The 21,622-nt window shown below is 60.9% G+C and carries 20 protein-coding genes and 1 other RNA gene; 9 read left to right on the forward strand and 12 right to left on the reverse strand.

Annotated features, from left to right (window positions below; all coding sequences use genetic code 11):
* Positions 1–4: 4 nt before the first annotated feature.
* On the reverse strand, positions 5–1,849 hold the full coding sequence (locus tag QZ498_RS01575; protein WP_294619694.1) for an extracellular solute-binding protein: 1,845 nt from the start codon (positions 1,847–1,849) through the stop codon (positions 5–7).
* A 268-nt stretch (positions 1,850–2,117) separates the two neighbouring features.
* Positions 2,118–3,155, reverse strand: coding sequence for a cytochrome c family protein (locus QZ498_RS01580; RefSeq protein ID WP_294619544.1), 1,038 nt, complete (start codon positions 3,153–3,155; stop codon positions 2,118–2,120).
* A gap of 120 nt (positions 3,156–3,275) precedes the next feature.
* On the opposite strand from QZ498_RS01580, the gene QZ498_RS01585 reads away from it, so the two are divergent.
* Entirely contained in the window at positions 3,276–4,109 is an 834-nt protein-coding gene (locus QZ498_RS01585) for a prephenate dehydratase (RefSeq protein ID WP_294619547.1), read from the forward strand.
* Positions 4,110–4,213: 104 nt separating this feature from the next.
* Here the strand turns inward: QZ498_RS01585 and QZ498_RS01590 are convergent, their stop codons facing one another.
* Positions 4,214–4,681: an SRPBCC family protein gene (locus tag QZ498_RS01590; protein ID WP_294619549.1), complete on the reverse strand. Its 468-nt coding sequence runs from the start codon at positions 4,679–4,681 to the stop codon at positions 4,214–4,216.
* Positions 4,682–4,722: 41 nt separating this feature from the next.
* Complete coding sequence (nudC, locus tag QZ498_RS01595) at positions 4,723–5,694, reverse strand: NAD(+) diphosphatase (RefSeq protein WP_294619551.1); 972 nt, start codon at positions 5,692–5,694, stop codon at positions 4,723–4,725.
* A gap of 202 nt (positions 5,695–5,896) precedes the next feature.
* Here nudC and QZ498_RS01600 point away from each other — a divergent pair, with 202 nt between their 5' ends.
* Positions 5,897–7,774, forward strand: coding sequence for a bifunctional 2',3'-cyclic-nucleotide 2'-phosphodiesterase/3'-nucleotidase (locus QZ498_RS01600; protein ID WP_294619696.1), 1,878 nt, complete (start codon positions 5,897–5,899; stop codon positions 7,772–7,774).
* 42 nt (positions 7,775–7,816) lie between these two features.
* Positions 7,817–7,915: signal recognition particle sRNA small type (gene ffs, locus QZ498_RS01605), an RNA gene on the forward strand.
* 31 nt (positions 7,916–7,946) lie between these two features.
* On the opposite strand, the gene QZ498_RS01610 is transcribed toward ffs, so the two are convergent.
* The 3 genes from QZ498_RS01610 to QZ498_RS01620 all read right to left on the reverse strand — a co-directional run bounded on the left by QZ498_RS01610 (position 7,947) and on the right by QZ498_RS01620 (position 11,019).
* Entirely contained in the window at positions 7,947–8,945 is a 999-nt protein-coding gene (locus QZ498_RS01610; RefSeq protein WP_294619553.1) for a type I glyceraldehyde-3-phosphate dehydrogenase, read from the reverse strand.
* A gap of 214 nt (positions 8,946–9,159) precedes the next feature.
* On the reverse strand, positions 9,160–9,822 hold the full coding sequence (locus tag QZ498_RS01615) for an SOS response-associated peptidase (RefSeq protein ID WP_294619555.1): 663 nt from the start codon (positions 9,820–9,822) through the stop codon (positions 9,160–9,162).
* Positions 9,823–9,825: 3 nt separating this feature from the next.
* Positions 9,826–11,019, reverse strand: coding sequence for a class I SAM-dependent methyltransferase (locus tag QZ498_RS01620; protein ID WP_294619557.1), 1,194 nt, complete (start codon positions 11,017–11,019; stop codon positions 9,826–9,828).
* Positions 11,020–11,120: 101 nt separating this feature from the next.
* On the opposite strand from QZ498_RS01620, the gene QZ498_RS01625 reads away from it, so the two are divergent.
* From QZ498_RS01625 to QZ498_RS01640, 4 genes are read left to right on the forward strand one after another with little or no spacing between them, the layout of a single operon-like run.
* Complete coding sequence (locus QZ498_RS01625; RefSeq protein WP_294619698.1) at positions 11,121–11,459, forward strand: DUF952 domain-containing protein; 339 nt, start codon at positions 11,121–11,123, stop codon at positions 11,457–11,459.
* On the forward strand, positions 11,456–12,514 hold the full coding sequence (locus tag QZ498_RS01630; protein ID WP_294619559.1) for a quinone-dependent dihydroorotate dehydrogenase: 1,059 nt from the start codon (positions 11,456–11,458) through the stop codon (positions 12,512–12,514). The genes QZ498_RS01625 and QZ498_RS01630 overlap by 4 nt, the downstream gene beginning before the upstream one ends.
* Positions 12,511–12,852 carry an arsenate reductase (glutaredoxin) gene (arsC, locus tag QZ498_RS01635; RefSeq protein ID WP_294619562.1) on the forward strand — a complete coding sequence of 114 codons (342 nt, stop codon included), beginning with the start codon at positions 12,511–12,513 and terminating at the stop codon, positions 12,850–12,852. The genes QZ498_RS01630 and arsC overlap by 4 nt, the downstream gene beginning before the upstream one ends.
* Positions 12,853–12,912: 60 nt before the next feature.
* Positions 12,913–14,556 carry a hypothetical protein gene (locus QZ498_RS01640; protein WP_294619564.1) on the forward strand — a complete coding sequence of 548 codons (1,644 nt, stop codon included), beginning with the start codon at positions 12,913–12,915 and terminating at the stop codon, positions 14,554–14,556.
* 231 nt (positions 14,557–14,787) lie between these two features.
* On the opposite strand, the gene ileS is transcribed toward QZ498_RS01640, so the two are convergent.
* Both ileS and QZ498_RS01650 read right to left on the reverse strand, forming a co-directional pair.
* Positions 14,788–17,694 carry an isoleucine--tRNA ligase gene (gene ileS, locus QZ498_RS01645; RefSeq protein ID WP_294619566.1) on the reverse strand — a complete coding sequence of 969 codons (2,907 nt, stop codon included), beginning with the start codon at positions 17,692–17,694 and terminating at the stop codon, positions 14,788–14,790.
* Positions 17,695–17,782: 88 nt separating this feature from the next.
* Positions 17,783–17,983, reverse strand: coding sequence for a hypothetical protein (locus QZ498_RS01650; protein ID WP_294619568.1), 201 nt, complete (start codon positions 17,981–17,983; stop codon positions 17,783–17,785).
* Between the two features lie 48 nt (positions 17,984–18,031).
* Between QZ498_RS01650 and QZ498_RS01655 the strand changes: the two genes are divergently transcribed.
* Entirely contained in the window at positions 18,032–18,664 is a 633-nt protein-coding gene (locus QZ498_RS01655) for an MSMEG_1061 family FMN-dependent PPOX-type flavoprotein (protein ID WP_294619570.1), read from the forward strand.
* A gap of 111 nt (positions 18,665–18,775) precedes the next feature.
* The gene (locus tag QZ498_RS01660; protein ID WP_294619572.1) at positions 18,776–19,186 is read left to right on the forward strand and encodes a group III truncated hemoglobin; all 411 of its coding nucleotides are present in this window, start codon (positions 18,776–18,778) and stop codon (positions 19,184–19,186) included.
* A 23-nt stretch (positions 19,187–19,209) separates the two neighbouring features.
* On the opposite strand, the gene QZ498_RS01665 is transcribed toward QZ498_RS01660, so the two are convergent.
* From QZ498_RS01665 to dapE, 3 genes are read right to left on the reverse strand one after another with little or no spacing between them, the layout of a single operon-like run.
* Entirely contained in the window at positions 19,210–19,779 is a 570-nt protein-coding gene (locus QZ498_RS01665; protein ID WP_294619700.1) for a TIGR04282 family arsenosugar biosynthesis glycosyltransferase, read from the reverse strand.
* A complete protein-coding gene (locus tag QZ498_RS01670; protein ID WP_294619574.1) occupies positions 19,779–20,201 on the reverse strand; it encodes a GNAT family N-acetyltransferase in 423 nt (140 codons plus the stop codon). Before QZ498_RS01670 ends, QZ498_RS01665 begins: the two co-directional genes overlap by 1 nt.
* Positions 20,198–21,352: a succinyl-diaminopimelate desuccinylase gene (gene dapE / locus QZ498_RS01675; RefSeq protein ID WP_294619576.1), complete on the reverse strand. Its 1,155-nt coding sequence runs from the start codon at positions 21,350–21,352 to the stop codon at positions 20,198–20,200. Before dapE ends, QZ498_RS01670 begins: the two co-directional genes overlap by 4 nt.
* Positions 21,353–21,622 lie beyond the last annotated feature (270 nt).

Raw genomic sequence — 21,622 nt, forward strand, 5'->3', positions numbered from 1 at the left:
CGGGTTACCTCAACGCGCCAGAGGCTTTCAGCGCCTCGGCCTTCTCGGCGTTGTACCACCAGAAATCCAGCACGCCCAAGGCATAGGGCGGCAGGGTTTCGGGGTGTTCGTACATGTCCCAATAGGCCACCCAGTAGCTATCGTTGTACCAGACCGGCACCATGAAACGCTCGAACCGCAAGGCGCGGTCAAGTGCCGTCAGGGCCACGCGCTCTTCCTCGCGGGTTTCGGCCGCAAGCGAGGCGTTGATGATGGCATCGACCATCGGGCTGGCCAGCCCTGCGGGGTTAAACAGGCTAAACGCCGCCTCAGAGGAGCCATAGCGCTGCAACAGGCCGGTGCCGGTGCCGAGGAATGTAGTGTAGTTGTCGAACACCATGTCATAATCGCGGTCGCGGTTGCGCAGGGTATATTGTGACGGGTCCACGTTCTCATACCGTGCGTCAATGCCCATCAGTTGCAGATTGCTGACAAAGCTTTCGACAACCGCACCCAGCGTGGCTGATCCGGACGACGGAATCGGGAAGTCAATGCTCAAGGTTTCACCTTGCGCGTTGCGACGTATGCCATCGTCGCCCACGGTCCAGCCCGCCTCATCCAGCAGTTTCATCGCCTTGCGCAGGTTCCGGCGATCATTGAGGCGTGACGCGCGCGATTCATGGGCGCGCACCGCCGGTTCGGTCAGCATCTCGGGCGGAATCACGTCACCCAGGGATTTCAGAAACTCAAGTTCGGCCCCTTCCGGGGGCCCCATCGCCTCGATCGGAGTGTCTTGCACGAAAGAATGGCGTTGTTTGAACAACCCGTATTGCAGGGATTCATTGGTCCATTCGAAATTATAGGCGAGTGCCACGGCCTTGCGCACGCGCTCGTCCTTGAACTTGTCGCGGGCGAGGTTGAAAACGAAGCCCGTGGGGGTGGGCGGTGTACCGTCGGGCAGTTCATCAAGTTTCACGTGGCCCGCATTGGCCGCCGGAAAATCATATCCCGTCGCCCATTTCTTGGAATTTCCCTCCGAGCGGAAGGTATATTCACCCGCCTTGAAAGCCTCAAACGCGGCGCTGTCATCGGCGAAGTATTCGATTCGGATACGGTCGAAATTGTGGCGCCCTTGGTTGATCGGCAAATCCCAGCCCCAGTAATCGGGATTGCGCTTGTAGGTGATGCTGCGATTCACATCGACACTTTCCACCTGATAGGGGCCAGAACCGGGCGCGGCCTCAAGCCGGGGTTCATCAAGACGGGCCGCGTTTTCTTCATACCATTTGCGGGGAAAGACCGGCGTACCGCCCACCTGATCAATCAGTGAGCGGCGCGAGATGCCTTCGGCAAAAGTGAATTTCACGGTGTGATCGTCCAGGGCCTCGGCCCCCGTGACCCGGCGGCTGACTGCCTGCGCGTAGGATGGCAAGCCCTGCTCCAGAAACAGGTTGTGCGAGAACACCACGTCATGCGCGGTGACCGGCGTGCCATCGGCAAACCGCGCCTCGGGGCGCATGTGGAAAATCACCCATGTCTTGCCCGCGTCATACTCAAGGCTTTCGGCCAACAATCCATAGGATTCGCCATAGGCATCGGCGGGTGCGGGGCCGCCACCGGCGGGCATTTCCCCAAGCAGGCTTTCATATACCATCCAAGACAGCCGCCCGGCCCGGCCCTTGCGCGAGTAGGGGTTCATCGAATCAAAGGTCCCCGGCGCATAAAGCGAGATTTCCCCGCCCTTGGGTGCCTCCGGGTTCACGTAGTTGAAATGCGGGTAATCGGCGGGATAGCTAAGGTCGCCGTAAAAAGAATAACCATGCGAGCGGATGATCCCGTCGCTTTCCTGCGCCATGGCCTTGTGCACCATGAGGGCGGCGATCAACAGTCCAACCAAAGCGAGGGTTGCGACGCGCGGGGCGGTGAGAATCATCGCCCGGGCCTTGGCCCGGTTGCGCTCTGTTGTCATGCCGTTCTCCTTTTGCTGCCGATAGTCAATCTGGCGCGTTTACGGTTGCAGGCAAGCTAATGGACGCAGGCCGCCATATTCAAGCACCGAAAGCAGGACGGCGGCACAGTGCGCAAAAAAACCGCCGCCCACGGAGGGCGGCGGCGCTGGAATTCACTTGCAGCACTGATTATTCAGTGGCGCTTTGCATGTAAGCTATAAGCGCTGCGCGATCTTCTTCCTTGCGCAGGCCCCGGTAGCTCATCTTGTTGCCCGGAGCATAGGCCTTGGGGTCTTCCAGCCATGCGTTCAGCTCATCCACGGTCCAAGCCTTGTCGGAAAGGTCTTGCAGCGCGCTGGAATAGCGGAACCCTTCGACGCTGGCGATTGGACGGTCAACGATATTGGCCAGATGTGGGCCAACGCCGTTCTTGCCATCTTCCAGCTTGTGGCAGGCTTGGCACTGACGCCATGCTTTCTTGCCATCCGCAGGGTCGGCAGCCGCGACCATATCGGCAAAACCACCTGCGGCAGCAGCTTCTTCGGCGGCAGGCGCTTCAGCAGCGGCTTCCTCGGTTGCAGCTTCCTCGGTTGCAGCTTCCTCGGTTGCAGCTTCCTCGGTTGCGGCCTCCTCGGTTGCGGCTTCCTCGGCGGCGGGTTCTGCTGCCGCTTCTTCTGCGGCGGCAGGCATCTCAATCTCATAGGTGTCGCCATCGGATTGATCGAGATAGGCGATCAGGTTCGCGCGGTCTTCCATGTCCTTGACGCCAGCAAAGCCCATGGTGGTGCCCGGTGCATAGCCTGCGGGATTCTCAAGAAATGCCGACAATTCTTGCGGTGTCCAAACATCGACAACCGCTTTCAGGCTACCGGAATACCCGAACCCGTCGGCACTGGCGACCTCGCGACCGACCACTCCGTAAAGGTAGGGGCCCGCCCCGTTGGCGCCTTCTTCAAGCTGGTGGCAAGCCTTACACTTGTTGTAGACCCTTTCACCCTTGCCTGCATCGGCAGCAACGAAAAGCTCTTCAAAGCTGGGGCCAGCGTCTTCCGCTGCTTCGCCACCTTCATCATCGCCGGTTTCGATCACATAGGCCTGCTTGTGGTCATCGCCGTGACCGCCGCCGGTGTGATAAATCAATTCGGCAGCCCAGCCGCCCAGCAGAAAGATCAGGAGGGCGCCACAGAAGGCACCAACGACCTTGGTAAGTGTCATCGTATCGAACATAGGCCCGTTTCCATTTGAATTCCGTCGCGGCGTATCTATCCGCTTCCCCTATGCGGGCGCAAGGTGTAGTTTCCGCGACCAAACGCCCGACTGGGGGCATTCAACAGGAAAAAACCCGTAATGACCAAGCGCATTGCCTTTCAGGGTGAGCCGGGTGCCTATTCGCATCAAGCCTGCCGCGAGACATATCCCGAGATGGAATCGATGCCCTGCCGCACCTTCGAGGATGCGATCGAGGCGGTCCGGTCCGGCGAAGCGGAATTGGCGATGCTGCCTGTTGAAAACTCCACTTTCGGGCGGGTGGCGGATATTCACCACCTTCTACCGGAGTCGGGCTTGTACATTGTTGGTGAGGCTTTCGTACGCGTCCACATCAACCTGCTTGCCCTGCCCGGCGTCACTTTGGACAGGGTCGAGCGCGCCATGAGCCACACCATGCTTCTGGGGCAATGCCGTGAGTTTCTGGGCAAGCACGGCATTCACCGCGTCACCGGTGCCGATACCGCAGGATCGGCGCGACATGTGGCCGAAGCCGGAGAGCCTGCCCTGGCCGCGCTTGCCAGCGAATTGGCGGGCGAGATCTACGGGTTGGACGTGTTGGCCCGCGAAATCGAGGATCACGGCAACAACAGCACCCGATTCCTTATCATGTCACGCGAGCCGGACTGGAGCCGCCGTGGCACAGACGGCATGATGACGACCTTCGTCTTTCAAGTGCGCAACATTCCCGCCGCGCTCTACAAGGCCATGGGCGGCTTTGCCACCAATGGCGTCAACATGACCAAGCTGGAAAGCTACATGGTGGGCGGGTCGTTCACGGCAACGCAGTTCTATGCCGATATTGAAGGACATCCCGACGACCCCGAGGTGAAGCGCGCATTGGATGAACTGGACTATTTCACGTCCAACATCACCATGCTCGGCGTTTACCCGGCTGATCCACGCCGCCATTAGGCGCGGCATCCCTCCGGGGATGTCAATTGGTACAAGGCACCGAATATTTCGTTTCGGATGGCATTGCTTAGCCCAATATGAGCCTGTTTGGCACAGGGTGTCTTTTATGCGATGCGCTTGTGTCGCTCTTCCAGTTCCTTCGCGAAGTGCGCGACCCGAAACCGAAACTTCTTATCCAGACCTGAACGCGCCAGTTTCAGCGATTGCACCAACAACCGAGCTGTCAGGTTCCGCGGTGCAAAGGTGCTTTCCACGCTCAATCTCGTTCGATTGCGCGACAAAGCCACCAGATCGACGTCCAAGGTACCGCTTAGCAACTGCGTTTCGTATAGGCACCCCAGTGAATTTGGCCTTTCAAACTGCGTGACTTCGATGCGGATTTCGCGTTTGCGGCCACGAAAGTTGAACTGCGCCTCCCAAGTAAGCCCGACCCCGGCACTCTGAAGCGTATCGACCCGCTGTACCTCGGCACCGCGACGCAGAGCCGCGCGCTCGAATGATTGGAAATCGGACACTGCGTCGAAGACGAAATCAATTGGCGCTTCAACGTCTTCTTTGGTGCTGAACTTCATTCACTCGCCTCTGGTTTTCCTGCTCGGTCGAGAGTTTCGCCTCATTCAAGTGTATCCGCAAGCCAGTTGCGCAACAAAAATTGCGCAATCGCCCCCCTGCGCGCGGGCATAAGTATAGGGTGTTGCCCAGCAAATGCGGCAAGCACATCATCGCGCGACACCCAGATAGCATCCTCGATTTCAGTGGGGTCGATATTGATATCATGCGAGGTGGCACGCCCCCAGCACCCGAACATCAGTGACGACGGAAACGCCCATGGTTGACTGGCCAAGTAGGACACTTCGCCCACCTTGACGCCAGCTTCTTCGAACACTTCACGGCGCACGGCAGCCTCCATCGTTTCACCGGGCTCGACGAAACCCGCCAGCAGCGAGTACATCCCCTCGGGCCATCCCGGAGACCGGCCCATCAGCACTTGGTTACCATGCGTGATCAGCATGATGACAACCGGATCGGTACGCGGAAAATGCTGCCCCCCGCAGTCTGGACAACCGCGTTGCCAGCCTGACATGACCTCTCGGCTTTCCGAGCCGCATCGCGAACAATACCGATGGGTCTGGTGCCACCCCAAAACCGCGCGCGCCATTGCGGCGAGTTCGGCGTCGCGCGCGTCCAGACGGGTCATGATGCGGCGCAATTCGGCAAAAGCCGTATCACCGGGCAGATCCGGGTGTGATTGTTCGGAAGCATCTAGAAACCGATCCAGTTCGGCCAAATCCAAATCTTCGGGCTGCCAATCCGACAGATCGTGCGCATGGATCAGTTTCCCCGTTTCGTCGCGCCCCAGCAAGAGCTGCGTACCGCCATGGCTGGCCAAAACCGGGTGATCCAACGGCACACGGACCAAAGCATCAAGATCAGGGCATTTCACAAGCGGCTTGCCGCGCCACATGACGAGCGTGCAGGCCCCGTGATGCTCGATTTCTCGCTGTATCGCCTCGTCGTCGCCTCGGATTTCTGCGGCCCGATCAAAGGATGACCCGCCAAAAGTGACGGTTTCCGCGTGTTTCATTGCCCCACCCCTTTAGTAAACACGTCGTGTGAACATATTTTAAATTCTTGATTTTTATACCACCTCAACTTTAAAGTGTGTGTATTATACGCCTACATTGAATACCTGCGTGTGCTTTGTCTGTTGTGTTCTACACACCGGGTCTTTTGGAACCAAGCAAGCATTCTCATTCATCGAGATATCAACCCGTCAGGACCCACCGATGCCCTACCGTACCGATGCGCAAATCACTGTTGAATTGCGCCTTCTTGAAACAACCGATGTGCACGGGCAAATCTTACCAGTCGACTATTTGACAAACGGCAAGGATACCGGTGCCGGGCTGGCCCGCATCGCCACGCTAATTAAGCAGGCGCGGCGCGAGGCCGAAAACTGCTTGCTGTTCGACACCGGTGATTTCCTGCAAGGCGCGCCACTTATTGACGCAACCGGACAGTCCGATAGCGGCTGGACCGGCCCGCATCCCGCCATCGAGGCCATGAACGCACTTGCATATGATGCCGTTGGCCTTGGCAATCACGAGTTCAACTTTGGAGTCGATTGGCTGCTCGCGACACTTTCCTCGGCCGCGTTCCCTGTTACCTGCGCCAATGCCATTCGGACTCCGGGGCAAACTCCGCAGCACGATGAAACCTTGGTGTCCCAATACCTTATAATTGATCGCACCTTGCGCGACAAAGTGGGCCGAATGCACCGCCTGCGCATAGGCGTCATTGGGCTTTTGCCGCCCCAGATTACGCATTGGGACCGTTTTCACCTTGAAAACCGGGTGGTCAGCCGCCCTATCGAGGCCACGGCGCGCGCCCTTGTACCCAAGATCCGCGCCGAGGGCGCCGATATCGTTGTTGCACTCGCGCATACGGGAATCGAACTGCAAGCTCCTTTTGTTTCCGAGGAAAACGCAGCCCTCGCACTCGCAGATGTTCCGGGAATTGATGCCATCCTCGCGGGGCATAGTCACCTGGTCTTTCCGTCATCGGATCATGCTCTGATTGAGGGCGTGGACAATGAGCGAGGTCGCCTGCGAAATGTCCCGGCAGTCATGGCAGGTGCACATGGATCACACCTTGGAGTGCTGGACCTCACCTTGCACAAAAGCCAAGAAGGTTGGACCGTTGCCTCAAGCAAGGCAGAAGCACGCGCGGTCGCGCCCGAACGACCGCACCCCCCGGTCGTTCCTGATCCAGACCTTTGTGCCTTGCTCGAACCGGCGCATCAGGCAACCTCGGCGCTCATGCAGAAACCATTGGGTCACAACCCCGATGGCATGCACACCTATCTTTCCATGGTGCGTAGCGATCCGGTGGTACAGCTCATCGCGAGAGCGCAACGTGACGCCCTGTACCGGATCGTGCCCGAAGAAACGCTAAACGACTACCCGGTGGTCTCGGCCGCCTCAGCTTTTCGAACGGGGGGGCGCGGGGGGCCGGCTCATTTTACCATCATTCCTGCCGGCCCGCTCACCCTGAGACATGCTTCAGACATCTATGCCTTCCCGAATACGCTTTGCGCGTTGATTCTCACAGGGCGGCAGTTATGGGATTGGTTGGAACGGGCGGCGGCATATTTCAATCAGGTCGTCCCCGGTGTGCCCGATCAGCCTCTCATCAATCCTTTCTTTCCCGGTCATCATTTCGACGTCATCGACGGGCTGAGCTACGAGATCGACCTTTCAACACCCAGCCGATACTGTCCTGATGGAACACGCACGAGCCACAAAGAACATCGAATCGTGAATCTCCGCCATGAAGCACAACCCATTGATATGGAACAGGAATTCATTGTCGCCACCAATAATTTCCGACTTCATGGGGGGGCTCCTTATGCATCGCGCGAAAATATTCGCAGGGTATACAAAAGCCATTTCCCCGTGATCGAAGCCGTGAAAGGGAAACTTCGCGTCATGGATAAAGCGGTCGATGCGCAAGGGGCATGGCGATTCCGATCATTGCCGGGCACCAGTGTCGTCTTCGAAACCGGGCCTGGCTTGCGAGAATTCCCCGAAGATATCAATGCGCTCTGTCTGAGCGATCTTGGCGATACAGACGCAGGTTTTGCGCGTTTCCGGATGGAATTATAGGGACCCCTTGCGAATCCAAGCTATGGCGACTATCTGAAAACTCGAGAGGTTGGCGCGGGCAAGCGCCTCGCCAACCCGGTCAGGTCCGGAAGGAAGCAGCCGTAACGAGCCCCGCTTGGGTCGTTGTCCAGCCTCTCACCCTATATTTACTCCTTATTTTCAATGGCTTGCACTATCTACGCGCAATTAGGCGCGCCATGTCGAGCATTCGGCAGGAAAACCCCCATTCGTTGTCATACCATCCGAAAACGCGCAGCAAACCGCCGGTCGAAACCGAGGTTTCAGGGTCGCAGAGGATGATGGATTCGGGTCGCCCGCGCAGATCGGAACTGACCAATGGCTTTGCCGTCCAGCCAATAACATGCGAGGAAGCCGCTGCTGCTTTAAGAATTGAATTCACATCATTTTTCGTGACGTCGTCGCGGGTCTGAACCGTCAAATCTATGCAGGACACACTTGCCGTTGGCACGCGGATCGCGCGGGCCTCGATCCTGCCTTTCATGTGAGGCAAGACAAGACCCGTCTGGTCCTGCGCGGATGTCGTGGTCGGCACCATGGACAGGGCGGCGGCGCGGCTTCGCTCGGGGGCTTGGCGGGGTTTGTCGACGGTGGGCTGGCTGCCGGTGTAGCAATGCACCGTTGTCATCTGGCCGCTGATGATCCCGAAGGCGTCATCAAGCAGCCGAACAAGCGGGGCAAGGGCATTCGTGGTACAAGATGCATTCGAGATAATCCTTTGATCTGAAAGATCTTTTTCGTTTGCACCCAAGACAAGTGTCACATCTGCCTCGGCTGATGGCCCCGAGACCAACACCGCCTCGGCCCCGGCCTCAAGCCCGCGTTCGGCAATTGCGCGGGTGCCGCCCATGCCTGTGCACTCCAAAACAAGGTCGATTCCGGTAAGGTCGAGGGCGCGGAGGTCGGATTCAGAGTGGAAGGGGATGCGGTGGCCATCGACCAGAAGCGCACCATCCCCCGCCTGCACATCCCCCGGCCAAGGGCCGAAAACACTATCGAATTCAAAGAGATAGGCACAGGTAGACAGCGGTTCGATCTCGTTGATCAGAACCAGTTCGATATCGCGGGCATCGCGCAGAAGGATGCGCAGGATGGTGCGGCCAATGCGGCCAAAGCCATTGAGGGCAACGCGAATGGGACGATCTGCGGGCATGGCGGCAAATCCCTTTGAAACAACAGGTTAGTCGCCGCCACAGTTGCCGCAAAAGCCCCGAAAGACCACCCCAGAAATATAATTTGATCAAATTCCCGGCGCGCGGAGGAAGTTTCGTACGAGTCGTACGTTTACCCCCCGATTTTCGTACGAAACTGCGGCCCTTGCTGTAAGCACTCGTACGAGTCGTACGAAACAACCGGCAAAGGGTGCGTTATTCCTCAATCGGCTCGATCAGCTCTGGCCCTTCGGCGCGGTTGGAATTGACTTTCGGATCGACGCGCCAGAAACGCAGGGCATCCTCGGGCGCGGGCCGCATCAAGGGAGCCGCGCCATGCCCCGCCTCGCCCAGCCAGAGCGGCCAGTCGTCCGGCTCCAGGACAACGGGCATGCGGTGGTGGATCTTCGACATCGGCGCATTGGCGTCACAGGTGACAATCGCGCAGGTCGACATCCGATCCTCGCCTTGCCCCCAATCCTGCCAGACACCCGCAAAAGCCAAGGGCGCGCCATCGGTACGGGTGATGTACCATGGCAGGCGGTTGCCCGCGTCGTCCTTGGTCCATTCGTAAAACCCATCAGCCGGGATCAGGCAGCGGCGTTCGCGGCAGGCGGCGGCAAAGGCCGGTTTCTTGGCGATGCTTTCGGCGCGGGCATTGATCAGCAGCGGGCCATCACTGGGGGATTTGTACCAATGCGGAATGAAGCCCCATCGCATCGCGCCAAGGCGCCGCCCCTCGCCGCCGGTGACCACATGCACCGCGTTTGTGGGACAGACGTTGTAATTGGGCACCTTTGGCAAGTCATTGGCCGGGGCTGCGGCGAAGAGTTGCGCCATGGCGTCCGAGGGGGTGGTTATGGCAAAGCGGCCACACATGGATCAGGCCAGCAGGCTGGAATAAAGCAGCAGGCCCCAAGGCGCGAGCTTGGCGTCGACCTTGCCCCATGTTGCGCCCATGGCGATCGGGTCTTGGCCCGTCGCCTGCGCGATCTGTGCCAAGGATCGACGGCCATTTATTGCGGCAATCAGCGGTGCGGCCTCTTTCGGCAGGGTCAGTTTCTCGCCGATGCCATCGGAACTGACCGGGATTTGCTGCCCCTTGGCGACCGCTTGGGCCAATGGGCCGGCTTGCACGCCTTTGAGGTGGGGAATGAGCGCGCGGTTGCTGCCGCGCGCAGGCTTGCGGGCCTCATCCGAAGCGGTGACATAGGCGGTATGGGTGCGGATCGTGCCATTGAGGCGCTCGGCTGTGGCCATGGCCGTAACCTCATCCATGCCTTCGGGGACGGGGGCGAAGCGTGTGAGGTCGTAAAGCGCAGGGCAGGTGAAGCCCGACAGCGCCCAGCCCGTGGTGCTGAGCGTGTCGATCAATTGGCGGACGTCATAGGACCGATCTTGGGAGTGCAGGAGCAGGTCATAGAACCCGGCGTCGCCATGGGTGTGGTCGTTGAGGTTGGGATTGACCTTGAAGGGGTGGCCCTCGGGCAATCGCTCCATAATTTTGCGCGCGGCTTTGAGGCGGTCTTTGGGGGGCATATCGCCGTAAAGGTCGCCAAAGGCCTGTTGCAGCGGGTAGACCCCCGACCGCCCGTAAGGCGCATAGACCATCATCCCCATACCGCCCCCCGGCGCCAGCGCGGCGCGCAGGGCGCGAAACCCTTCTTCCGGTTCGGGCAGGTGGTGCAGCACACCGCAACAGTCGATGTAATCGAACGATCCAAAGTCCGGCGCATCGAGAAGCGAGCCGGTGTGAAACGTGATGCTGTCGATCCCGCGCGCCTTGGCCCGCGCCTCGGCCACTTGGCGCGAGGCGGTGGAGAGGTCGATATAGGTGATCTGACAGGCACGGCCCGCCTGTTTCATCACCGCGGCCAGTTGGATCAGCCCATCGCCGGTGCCGCCCCCGGCCACAAGCGCGCGCAGGGGTTTTGACCAATCGCGCGCCCCGCCCCAGAGGAAATGGTCCATCTCCAAGGGGTGTGAGGGGGAACCCATGATCAGGCGCTTGGCCTCATCCGCCGGGTCGCGGTGCGGATAGGGATAGGCCTCATATTGGTCTTTGACGGTGCTCATGGGTGCGCTTTCGGTGGTTGGTCCGTAGAATGCCCGGATTGACGGGGGGCGCAAGGGCGAAGCCGCTTGACCGTCGCGCATGGGCGGGGCATGACCGGGACATGCTGATTTACAAGATTTTCCGGGCTGACGAATGGCAGGCGTTGCGCGCCGAGACGGTCAGCCAAGGTGCCCCGGTCGACCTTGCCGATGGCTATATTCACTTTTCGACCGCCGAACAGGCCCCCGAAACGGCGGCCAAGCATTTCGCCGGTGAGGATGAGCTGATGCTGGTGGCGGTTGAGGTCGACCGTTTGGGCGAAGCGCTCAAATGGGAAGTGTCGCGCGGCGGGGCGAAGTTTCCGCATCTTTATCGTGAGCTGCGGCTGGAGGATGTGGCATGGGCGCAGCCCTTGCCGCTGACGGGTGGCGTGCATGATTTTCCGGCGGGGATGGAATGAGCCTGTTTGAACAACTGGGCCTTCGCGCCCTGCGCGGGCTGGACCCGGAGCGCGCCCATAACGCGGCACTTTTGGGCCTGCGGGCGGGTGTTGTGCCGCTTCCGGGGCTTGTGACCTCGCCGCGGCTGCGGTGTGAGGTGGCGGGCCTGCATATGGCCAATCCGGTGGGCTTGGCGGCGGGGTTCGACAAGAACGCCGTGGCGCTGTCGCCCTTGTCGCGCGCCGGGTTCGGCTTTGTCGAGGTGGGGGCCATTACGCCGCGCCCGCAGCCGGGCAACCCCAAGCCGCGCCTCTTTCGTCTGTCCGAGGATCGCGCGGTGATCAACCGCTTTGGCTTCAACAACGACGGGATGGAGGCGGCGGCGGGGCGTCTGGCCAATCGCCCGCGCGACATGGTGCTGGGCCTTAACCTTGGGGCCAACAAGGACAGCGCCGACCGGGCCGAGGATTTCGCGCGGGTGCTGTCGCATTGTGGGCGGTATCTGGATTTTGCGACGGTCAATGTGTCGAGCCCCAACACCGAGAAGCTGCGCGATTTGCAAGGGGCGGCGGCGCTGCGGCAATTGCTGGCAGGTGTGATGGAAGCGCGCGATTGGCTGGAAAGCCCGATCCCGGTGTTTTTGAAGATTGCGCCAGATTTGAGCGACGGGGAACTGGCCGAAGTGGCGGGCGTGGCGCAGGAGGCGGGTGTGGCCGCCATCATCGCCACCAACACCACGCTTGACCGCGACGGGCTGCACGGGCCCCATAAGGCCGAGGCCGGGGGGCTTTCCGGTGCGCCCTTGTTCGAGAAATCCACGCGGGTTCTGGCGAAACTGTCGGCGCTGACCGGCGGGGAAATGCCCTTGATCGGGGTGGGCGGCGTTGGCTCGGCTGAGCAGGCCTATGAGAAAATCCGCGCAGGCGCCAGCGCGGTACAGCTTTATTCGGCGCTGGTTTACGAGGGGCTATCCTTGGTGCCGCGCATCGCCCATGGGCTTGAGGCGCTGTTGGAGCGTGATGGTTTTGGGAATGTGGCCGAGGCCGTGGGCACAGGACGGGGGGATTGGACATGATCACCATTTGGCACAACCCGCGATGCAGCAAATCGCGGCAGGCCTTGGCCCTGCTGGAAGGGCGCGGCGAGGAGGTGCAGGTGCGCCGCTATCTCGACGATGCGCCAAGCGCCAAGGAGTTGCGCCTGACCCGTGACACGCTGGGCCTGCGCGCGATTGAGATGATGCGCACGGGCGAGGCGGCATTCAAAGAACTGGGCCTGAGCAAATCCGATGATGACGAGGCACTGATTGCGGCCATGGCCGCCAATCCCAAGCTGATTGAACGCCCGGTCGTCTTTGCCAAGGGACAAGCGCGGATCGGTCGCCCACCCGAAGCGGTGCTTGAGATTCTGTGATTTGGCGTTGCGGTGAACCTCGTTTAGCTTAGCTCAAATCAGATTTACTTCGGGGAGCGGATGACCACCACATCACAACGCAAAGGGCCGATGGCATGGATTGATGCCGTGGTCTTTGATCTGGCCCGGCAGATGCGCTGGACCTTCCTGCCGCCCTTGATGGTCTATTTCGCCGCTGGCTTTTCCGGGCTGACGGGAATCGTCGGCACCTTTTTCGTCAAGGAATATCTTGATCTCTCGGCGGCCTATCTGGCCGGGCTGGCGTTTTGGGCGGGCCTGCCTTGGGCGCTGAAGATGCCCTTGGGCCATCTGGTGGATATCATCTGGCGGTGGAAATGGCTGTTGGTTTACCTTGGCGCGGGGCTGATCGGGCTGAGCGTTTTCATCATGTATCTGGTGCTGACCCAGACCGAGATGATGGAAGCCGTGATGCCAATCAGCGCGTGGTATATCACCAGTTTCCTGATGGCGCCATGTGGGCTGGTGGTTCAGGACGCGGTGGCCGATGCCATGTCGGTCGAAGCGGTGCCGAAGGTGGATGCCGAGGGCAACCCCATTTCCGAAGACACCTCGCGCGCCCTGCATACCACCATGCAAACGCTGGGCCGATTTGCCCTGATTGGCGGGACGGTGGCGGTGGCCGTTCTCAACATCAACATGTTTTCCGGGATCGAGGATTTGGCCGCCGAGGCCAAGCGGCAGGTCTATGCCAATATCTACCTTGCCGCCTTGGCGATTCCGCTGGTTTCGGTTTCGGGCGTGATGCTGGCGGGGGTGCAGAAATGGCGCGCGCGGCACAACCTGCTGAAAACCGGCCTCTCGCCCGAAGCGGCCGACGCCCTGTTCGAGCGGCCGGACGAGGATACCAAGCCCAACCCGTGGTATTTCATCGGTGGCGGGGCCTTTGTGGCGCTAACGCTGGCCGTCGGACTTGGCGGGCTGCCCTATGGGCAAGAGATCATCTTTGCCGGGTCGATGGCGATTGTCCTGTTCCTGATGCGGCAGTTGATCGCGGTGCTGTCCCCGGCGAAGGCGCGCACGCTGATCGGCACGGCGGTGATCATTTTCATGTTCCGCGCCGTGCCGCGACCCGGTGATGGGATCACTTGGTTCAATATCGACGTTCTGGGCTTTGACCAACAATTCCTGTCGGTGCTGTCGCTGATCACCTCGGTATTGACCTTGGTGGGCATGGTCGTGCTGCGGCCCCTAATGGCGTCAAAGCCGATTGTCTGGATCATCGTCATGCTGACGATTGCGGGCGGTGTCCTGACCCTGCCGAATATCGGGCTTTATTACGGGATACAGGACGTCACCGCGCCCTTGACCGGCGGCGTGGTGGATGCCCGCTTCATCGCCATTCTGGACACGGCGATTGAATCGCCGCTGGGTCAGGTGGCGATGATCCCGATGCTGGCATGGATCGCACGCAATGCGCCCAATGACCTGAAGGCGACCTTCTTTGCGGTGATGGCGTCCTTCACCAATCTGGCACTCTCGGCCAGCAGCCTGACGACCAAGTACCTCAACGAGATTTTCATCGTTACCCGCGAGGTCACAGACCCCGAGACCGGGGCGGTGACAGTGCCGGCGGATTATTCGCAGCTTGGGGTGCTGTTGATTGTGGTGACCTTGATCACCGTGGGGGTGCCTTTGTTGGTGGTCTGGTTGGTGCAGCGCTCGCCGTTGCGGACAACGGATTGAAGGCAAGAAGGGCCGCGGCAAAGACGCCTCGCTCGTTTACCGTCTTGCCCGGGCTTGCCCCCGGGAGGGCGCATGGGTGCCGTTATGCGCCGAAGAAATGGTTCGAGCGCGACGGCGTAATATCCTGAATGAGGGTTGCAAAGCCCTCCCAGGGTCGGGCGCGGCCCTTCTTTCTGCAATTACCGCCCAAACGCAAAAAACGGCCCGACCAACAGGCCGGGCCGCTTCGTTTTATCCAAGCGCCTCGTTGCAGCGCTTGCAGGTGCCGGGGTGCTTATGCGTGCCCACATCCGGCAGGATTTTCCAGCAGCGCTGGCATTTCTCGCCTGCGGCGCGTTCAAAGACCACCGTTACACCCTCAACCTCGGGCAAACGATATGCCTCATCGGGGCTTGGGTCGCCCGTCAGCACGATATCCGAGGTGATGCAGATATCGTGGAAGTTCACCGATTTCAGCGCCTCCAGCATCTCGCCCTCGCGGACATGCACCACCGGGGCGGCCTCCAATGACGCGCCGATCACCTTGTCGGTGCGCTGCACCTCCAATGCGGCGGTGACGACCCGGCGGGCGCGGCGCACCATGGCCCATTTCGCCGCCAGCGGCTCATCCAGCCAATCGGCGGGGGTTTCGGGAATATCGGTCAGGTGGATGGAGCTTTCCTCGCCCGGGAAGCGTTCAAGCCAGACCTCCTCCATCGTGAAGACCAGCACCGGCGCAAGCCATGTGGTCAGACGGTGGAAGAGGATATCCAGAACCGTGCGCGCGGCGCGGCGGCGGGCGGTGTCGCCATCGCAATAAAGCGCATCCTTGCGGATATCGAAGTAAAACGCCGACAGTTCCACCGTAGCGAAGTTGAAAAGCTGCTGGAACACGCCTTGGAAATCATAGGCGTCATAGCCTTTGCGCACCACATGGTCCAACTCGGCCAGACGGTGCAGAACCCAGCGTTCCAGTTCCGGCATCTCCGCCGGGTCCACCCGGTCGCTTTCCTCGAAATGCGCCAAGGCCCCCAGCATGAAGCGCATGGTATTGCGCAAGCGGCGGTAGCTGTCGGCGACGCCTTTGAGGATCTCCGGCCCGATGCGCAGATCGGCGGTGTAATCCGCCTGCGCCACCCAGAGCCGCAGGATATCCGCGCCATATTGCTTGGTCACATCCTCGGGCGCGACGGTGTTGCCCAAGGACTTGGACATCTTGTTGCCCTTCTCATCCAAGGTGAACCCGTGGGTCAGAACCCCGCGATAGGGCGCATGGCCGATGGTGCCACAGGCCTGCAACATCGAGGAATGGAACCACCCGCGGTGCTGGTCGGTGCCTTCAAGGTATAGATCGGCGATACCGTCGTCGGAGCCATCCTCACGGTCGCGCAGAACGAAAGCATGGGTCGAGCCGGAATCGAACCAGACATCCAGGATGTCATCGACCTTTTCCCACTGATCGGCGTCATGGTCATTGCCCAAGAACCGCTCTTTCGCGCCGGGCTTGTACCATGCATCGGCACCCTCTTCCTCGAAGGCCGCAAGGATACGGGCATTCACCGCCTCATCGCGCAGAAGGTAATCCGGGTCGGTGGGCATCGCGCCTTTCTTGACGAAGCAAGTCAGCGGCACGCCCCAAGCGCGTTGCCGCGACAGCACCCAATCGGGCCGCGCTTCGATCATCGAATAAAGGCGGTTGCGCCCGGTCTTGGGTGTCCAAGTGACCAGTTGGTCGATCGAGGTCAGGGCGCGTTCGCGGATCGTCTTGCCGTATTGGTCCTGCCCATCGCCGACCTCGCGGTCGATGGCGGCGAACCATTGCGGGGTGTTGCGGTAGATAACCGGCGCTTTCGAGCGCCAGCTATGCGGATAGCTGTGCTTGATCTTGCCACGCGCCAGCAGGCCGCCGACGGAGGCGAGCTTGTCGATGATCGCTTTGTTGGCGTTGCCCTCTTTCCCCTTGCGGTCAAGAATGTATGTACCGCCAAAGAAGGGCAGATCGGCGCGGAAGCCGCCATCGTCCATCACGTTGTAGGTGATGACCTGCTCCAACATGCCCAGATCACGGTAAAGCTCGAACTCCTCCATCCCGTGGGAGGGGGCGCAGTGGACAAAGCCGGTGCCTTCCTCGTCGGTGACGAAATCGGCGGCGCGGAAATCGCGGGGGTCGTCCCATTCGCCGTTTGCGCCTTCGGCCCCGGCGAGTGGGTGGGCGAGGGAAAGCCCCGAAAGCTCCTCGGCGCTCACGCCACGCACACGTTTCCACATGCTGTCTTCCAGACGGGCGCGCGCCATCACGTCCCCGGCCAGCTTGTCGGCCAGCAGGAAGCGGTCGCCGGGCTTGGCCCAGCATTCCTCGGGCGTGTCGGTGACCTCATAGAGGCCATAGTCAAAGCTTTCGCCATAAACGACGGCCTTGTTCGACGGGATGGTCCATGGTGTCGTGGTCCAGATCACCACGTTGGCGCCTTGCAAATCGCCTTCGGTGGTCACCGGGAATTTCACCCAAATCGTGAAACTTTCCTTGTCGTGGTACTCGACCTCCGCCTCGGCCAGCGCGGTTTTCTCGATGGGCGACCACATCACCGGCTTGGAGCCTTGGTACAGCGTGCCGTTCATCAGGAATTTCTGGAACTCCTCCGCGATGATCCGCTCGGCGCGGTAATCCATCGTCAGATAAGGCTTTTCCCATTTGCCGGTCACGCCGAGGCGCTTGAACTCGTCGCGCTGCACGTCGATCCAGCCATCGGCAAACTTGCGGCATTCCTGACGGAAATCGACGATATCGACCTCGTCCTTGTTTTTACCCTTCTTGCGGTACTGCTCTTCGATCTTCCATTCGATGGGGAGGCCGTGGCAATCCCAACCGGGGATATAGCGCGCGTCGCGGCCCATCATCTGTTGGGAGCGCACGACCATATCCTTGAGGATCTTGTTGAGCGCGTGGCCGATATGCAGGTGGCCGTTGGCGTAAGGAGGGCCATCGTGCAGGGTGAAGGGCTTCCTACCCTCTGCTTTTTCGCGAAGGCGGTCATAGATGCCGATCTTTTCCCAGCGGGCCAGCCACTCGGGTTCGCGTTTCGGAAGGCCCGCGCGCATCGGGAATTGGGTTTGCGGCAGGTTCAGGGTGTCTTTGTACTCGGGCGTGTCAGCGCACATCGGTGACGTCCTTTGTCACTTGAATTTCGTCTTGGGGGGAGGGGCGGCGCGAAGGCTCATACGCCATTGTCCCGGCGGCTCGTATCACTCAGAGCGCCGGGCAGGTAATTCGAATGATGATGGCGAAGCGGGTCATCATGGGGCGCGTTATACGCCCCAGTTGGCGCAGCGTCCAGAGGGGGGCGGCACCGCTTTCTTCAAAAGAAAGCGGACCGAAATCTTTTGAAGATTTCGGCACCCGCGCAGGCCGTTGAAGCGCATGGCGGCATGATACTTCATCGCGCGTCATGGTTGCGTTCCATGCTACCCTTGCGCCACGCACCAAGCAGGAGGCCCCATGTACACCCCGAAACACGTGATCACCTCGGTCGATGAAATCTACGCCGACATGCGGCAACCCTATGACAGCCAGATCAGGAAGTTCCTTGACCATATCGATGATCTTTGCCGCGCTTGGATCGAAAAGGCGACCTTCCTGACCATGGCCACCGTGGACAAGGCGGGGAATGTGGATGTCTCGCCCAAGGGCGACCCGGCGGGCTTTGTTAAGGTGCTGGACCGGCATACGCTGGCCATCCCCGACCGCCCCGGCAATCACCGCTATGACGGGTTTCGCAATATCCTTGAAACGGGGCGCGTGGGCCTGGTTTTTCTGGTGCCTCACCGCAACGAGGTTCTGCGCGTCAATGGGGCGGCTTGGGTGGTGCGCGACCGCGACGTGCTTGACCAATGCGCCATCAAGGGCCGGGTGCCGGATTTTGCCGTGATCGTCCGGGTGGAAGAGGCGTTTTATCATTGTGGCAAATCAATCATCCGCTCGCGCCTCTGGCAGAGCGATCAGCACCCCAAGCCGGAAGGGTTGCCCACCTATGCCGAGGCCTTGATCGCCCATGGGGAACTGTCCGTCAGCTATGATGAGATGGCCGCGCATTTGAAGAACAATGACGAAAACCGGCTTTATGACGAATAACGCGTTCACTCGTTGCACGCGTTCCGCCTTTGGCTGATGTCGAGAGTGAAAGGCGGAACGCTTTAGGGATTGGCCTTGAAACCGCTCAGGCGCTGACGCATCTCTTGGCCTATGAGCAACGCCCTGCCCCCCCGGTTCGACATCACCCGCCCCGAGATCGAGCGGGTCGTGGCCGAATTCTATGCCACCATTCGCGAACACCCCGGCCTTGGGCCGGTCTTTGCCGTGCATGTCAGCGACTGGCCCGCGCATGAGGCCAAGGTGGCCGATTTCTGGGCCAATTCCATCCTGCATGAACGCAGCTATGACGGAAGCCCCATGGCGGCCCATGTGAAGGCCGGAAACGTCAAGCCGGGAATGTTTTCAACATGGCTTGATCTGTTTGACGCGACCCTGCGGCGCGAGTTGGAGCCGGGCAAGGCCGCCGCGTGGTCGGCGCTGGCGCATCGTATCGGGCGCAGCCTGCGGGCCGGCGTGGTGGAGCGTGAGACCCTGCCCGGTGGGGTGCCAAAGCTGCGCTGAGCGGGCTTGGCGCAGGATGCCTTTTACAAATCCGCCGCCTCATCCACATCGTTGAGGGTATCGACCAAAGCCACGCGCAGGCCCGGCAGGGTGTCAAGCGTGTCTGAGAGCGTGTGTTCGCTGGACCATCGCACGCCTTGAAAGAGGGTGGCAGGTGGCGGGGCCACGCGCTTCATTCCCACCAGCCAATATCCACCATCCGGCGCGGGGCCCAAAACCGCCTCGTGATTGCCCAGCGCGGCAAAGGCGCGGGCGATATGGGCGGGCGTGATGCCGGGAATATCGCCGCCCACGATACAGACCGGCCCGCGCGGCAGGCCGCGCAGCAAGCGGCCCATGCGGTCGCCCAGATCGCCGCGCCCCTGCGCCACGCGCGGCAGATGCGCGGGCCAGATGCGGCTTTGCAGGCCTTCGTGGTCCGGCGACACCGCAAGGGTGAGATCCCAGCGCGGATCGTCCAGCCGCCGCAACAGGCGTTTTGTCTGGTGGCGAAACCACCATGCGGCGCGGGTCATACCGATCTCGCGCCCCAACCGGGTTTTGACGCGGCCCGGGTGCGGCTCTTTCACCATGACCACAAGGCGCGGGCGGATCACAGGGCGCGCTCCATATCGCGGTGGGGGATGCCCGCGTCGTCGTATTCCGGGCCGTAGGCGGTGAACCCCAGGCCCTCGTAAAAGCCGATCGCGCGGGTTTGCGCGCCCAGTTCGGCGCGGGTCATGCCCGGCAGCGTGGCGATGTGATCGACGCAGGCCTTGACCAGCGCCGCACCGATGCCCCTGCCCCGCCCTTGCTTGAGAACGCAAACGCGGCCGATTTTGCCGGTCTCGCCTTTGAAAAGGATGCGCGCACAGCCCACGGGTTTGCCCTCCAGCGTGGCAAGAAGGTGATGTGCTTCACCGTCCCGACCATCCATTTCCTCGGCTTCCGAAACCCCCTGTTCGTCGATAAAGACCGTCCGGCGCAGGGCAAAGCAGGTGGCCAGATCATCGGTCAGGGCCACAGCAAGCGTCATGCGAAATAATCCCGCAGGATACGGCCATAGATGGTTTTGAGGCGCGGGATCAGGGCGACCTCAACCCGTTCGTCCACCTGATGCATGGTTTTGCCGACAAGGCCGAACTCCACCACCGGGCAGTGATCCTTGATAAAGCGCGCGTCCGAGGTGCCCCCCGTGGTGGAGAGTTCCGGCGTCATGTTGGTTTCGGCCTGCACCGCCTTGCTGACCAGATCGGACAGGTCGCCCGGCGGGGTCAGGAAACTTTCGCCGGATATCTTCACCTCCATCTCGGCCTTGACGCCAAATTCCTGCGTCACGCGGTCCAGTTCGTATTGCAGCCAGTCTGTCAGGCTGGCGCCACTATGGGCGTCGTTGAAGCGGATATTGACCGTGGCGCGACATTGCGCGGGGATGACGTTGGTCGCCGGGTTGCCGGTGTCGATGGTGACGGCGGCAAGGGTCGAGGCATCGAAATGCTCGGTGCCTTGGTCCAACTCGTGGCTCGATAGCCTGTCGATCAACCGCGCCATGGCGGGCAGCGGATTGTTGGCGCGGTGCGGATAGGCGGCGTGACCCTGTTCACCCGTGAGGGTGATCCAAGCGGTGAGCGAGCCGCGCCGCCCGATCTTGATCATCTGGCCCAGTTCATCGGGGCAGGTGGGTTCGCCCACAAGGCAATGGTCCATCGCCTCGCCATTTTCCTGCATCCAGTCCAGCAGGGCCGCGGTGCCATCCACGGCATCGCCTTCTTCGTCGCCGGTGATGGTCAGGATCAGCGCGCCATTCTTGGGTGGGGTCGTGTGCACGAAATCAATCGCGGCGGCGACGTATGCCGCGACGCCCGATTTCATATCGGTCGCCCCGCGCCCCCAAAGAAAGCCATCCTTTTGCTCTGCCCCGAAGGGCGGCATGGTCCAGGCCGCCTCATCACCCAAGGGGACCACATCGGTGTGGCCGTTGAACCCGAAGGTGCGCGCCGCATCCTTGTCCCCCCAGCGGGCGAACAGGTTGCTGACACCGCCACGGTCGACGCGGGTGCAGTCGAAACCCGCATCGGTCAGCAGTTTTTCAAGCAACACCAATGCGCCACCTTCCTCGGGGGTGACGGATGGGCAGCGAACGAGATCGGCTGTCAGGGCGATGGGATCGACGGGGCTGTGCGGCATGGGGCTTCTTTCCTTTGACGTGCTGCCTTGGCCTAGCGCGGAATGCGGCCACGCGCAAACCTGTGACCTTACGACCACCCATTCAAGATGCTGATTTTTCTTAACTTGTTTTCGTGTTCTTGATAGGATTGACTTCAATAAAACCCGAGGCAGGGCAAAACAAAGCCGGGCGAAACGCCCATGGACCGAGCAGTCCATCCAAGAAAATAACGCGGCAAGGGCCCTGATGCCCTATGTCTGCAAGGCTTTGTAACGCTGCGCTGACCTTGG

The sequence above is a fragment of the uncultured Roseovarius sp. genome, from assembly GCF_913057115.1.
In the GTDB taxonomy this organism is placed as follows: Bacteria; Pseudomonadota; Alphaproteobacteria; order Rhodobacterales; family Rhodobacteraceae; genus Roseovarius.

Excerpts from the sequence above, each read along its gene's own strand:
- QZ498_RS01575 (WP_294619694.1), bottom strand. The coding sequence starts at position 1,849 with ATGGTGCACAAGGCCATGGCGCAGGAAAGCGACGGGATCATCCGCTCG.
- QZ498_RS01580 (WP_294619544.1), bottom strand. The coding sequence starts at position 3,155 with ATGTTCGATACGATGACACTTACCAAGGTCGTTGGTGCCTTCTGTGGC.
- QZ498_RS01585 (WP_294619547.1), top strand. The coding sequence starts at position 3,276 with ATGACCAAGCGCATTGCCTTTCAGGGTGAGCCGGGTGCCTATTCGCAT.
- QZ498_RS01590 (WP_294619549.1), bottom strand. The coding sequence starts at position 4,681 with ATGAAGTTCAGCACCAAAGAAGACGTTGAAGCGCCAATTGATTTCGTC.
- nudC (WP_294619551.1), bottom strand. The coding sequence starts at position 5,694 with ATGAAACACGCGGAAACCGTCACTTTTGGCGGGTCATCCTTTGATCGG.
- QZ498_RS01600 (WP_294619696.1), top strand. The coding sequence starts at position 5,897 with ATGCCCTACCGTACCGATGCGCAAATCACTGTTGAATTGCGCCTTCTT.
- QZ498_RS01610 (WP_294619553.1), bottom strand. The coding sequence starts at position 8,945 with ATGCCCGCAGATCGTCCCATTCGCGTTGCCCTCAATGGCTTTGGCCGC.
- QZ498_RS01615 (WP_294619555.1), bottom strand. The coding sequence starts at position 9,822 with ATGTGTGGCCGCTTTGCCATAACCACCCCCTCGGACGCCATGGCGCAA.
- QZ498_RS01620 (WP_294619557.1), bottom strand. The coding sequence starts at position 11,019 with ATGAGCACCGTCAAAGACCAATATGAGGCCTATCCCTATCCGCACCGC.
- QZ498_RS01625 (WP_294619698.1), top strand. The coding sequence starts at position 11,121 with ATGCTGATTTACAAGATTTTCCGGGCTGACGAATGGCAGGCGTTGCGC.
- QZ498_RS01630 (WP_294619559.1), top strand. The coding sequence starts at position 11,456 with ATGAGCCTGTTTGAACAACTGGGCCTTCGCGCCCTGCGCGGGCTGGAC.
- arsC (WP_294619562.1), top strand. The coding sequence starts at position 12,511 with ATGATCACCATTTGGCACAACCCGCGATGCAGCAAATCGCGGCAGGCC.
- QZ498_RS01640 (WP_294619564.1), top strand. The coding sequence starts at position 12,913 with ATGACCACCACATCACAACGCAAAGGGCCGATGGCATGGATTGATGCC.
- ileS (WP_294619566.1), bottom strand. The coding sequence starts at position 17,694 with ATGTGCGCTGACACGCCCGAGTACAAAGACACCCTGAACCTGCCGCAA.
- QZ498_RS01650 (WP_294619568.1), bottom strand. The coding sequence starts at position 17,983 with ATGACGCGCGATGAAGTATCATGCCGCCATGCGCTTCAACGGCCTGCG.
- QZ498_RS01655 (WP_294619570.1), top strand. The coding sequence starts at position 18,032 with ATGTACACCCCGAAACACGTGATCACCTCGGTCGATGAAATCTACGCC.
- QZ498_RS01660 (WP_294619572.1), top strand. The coding sequence starts at position 18,776 with ATGAGCAACGCCCTGCCCCCCCGGTTCGACATCACCCGCCCCGAGATC.
- QZ498_RS01670 (WP_294619574.1), bottom strand. The coding sequence starts at position 20,201 with ATGACGCTTGCTGTGGCCCTGACCGATGATCTGGCCACCTGCTTTGCC.
- dapE (WP_294619576.1), bottom strand. The coding sequence starts at position 21,352 with ATGCCGCACAGCCCCGTCGATCCCATCGCCCTGACAGCCGATCTCGTT.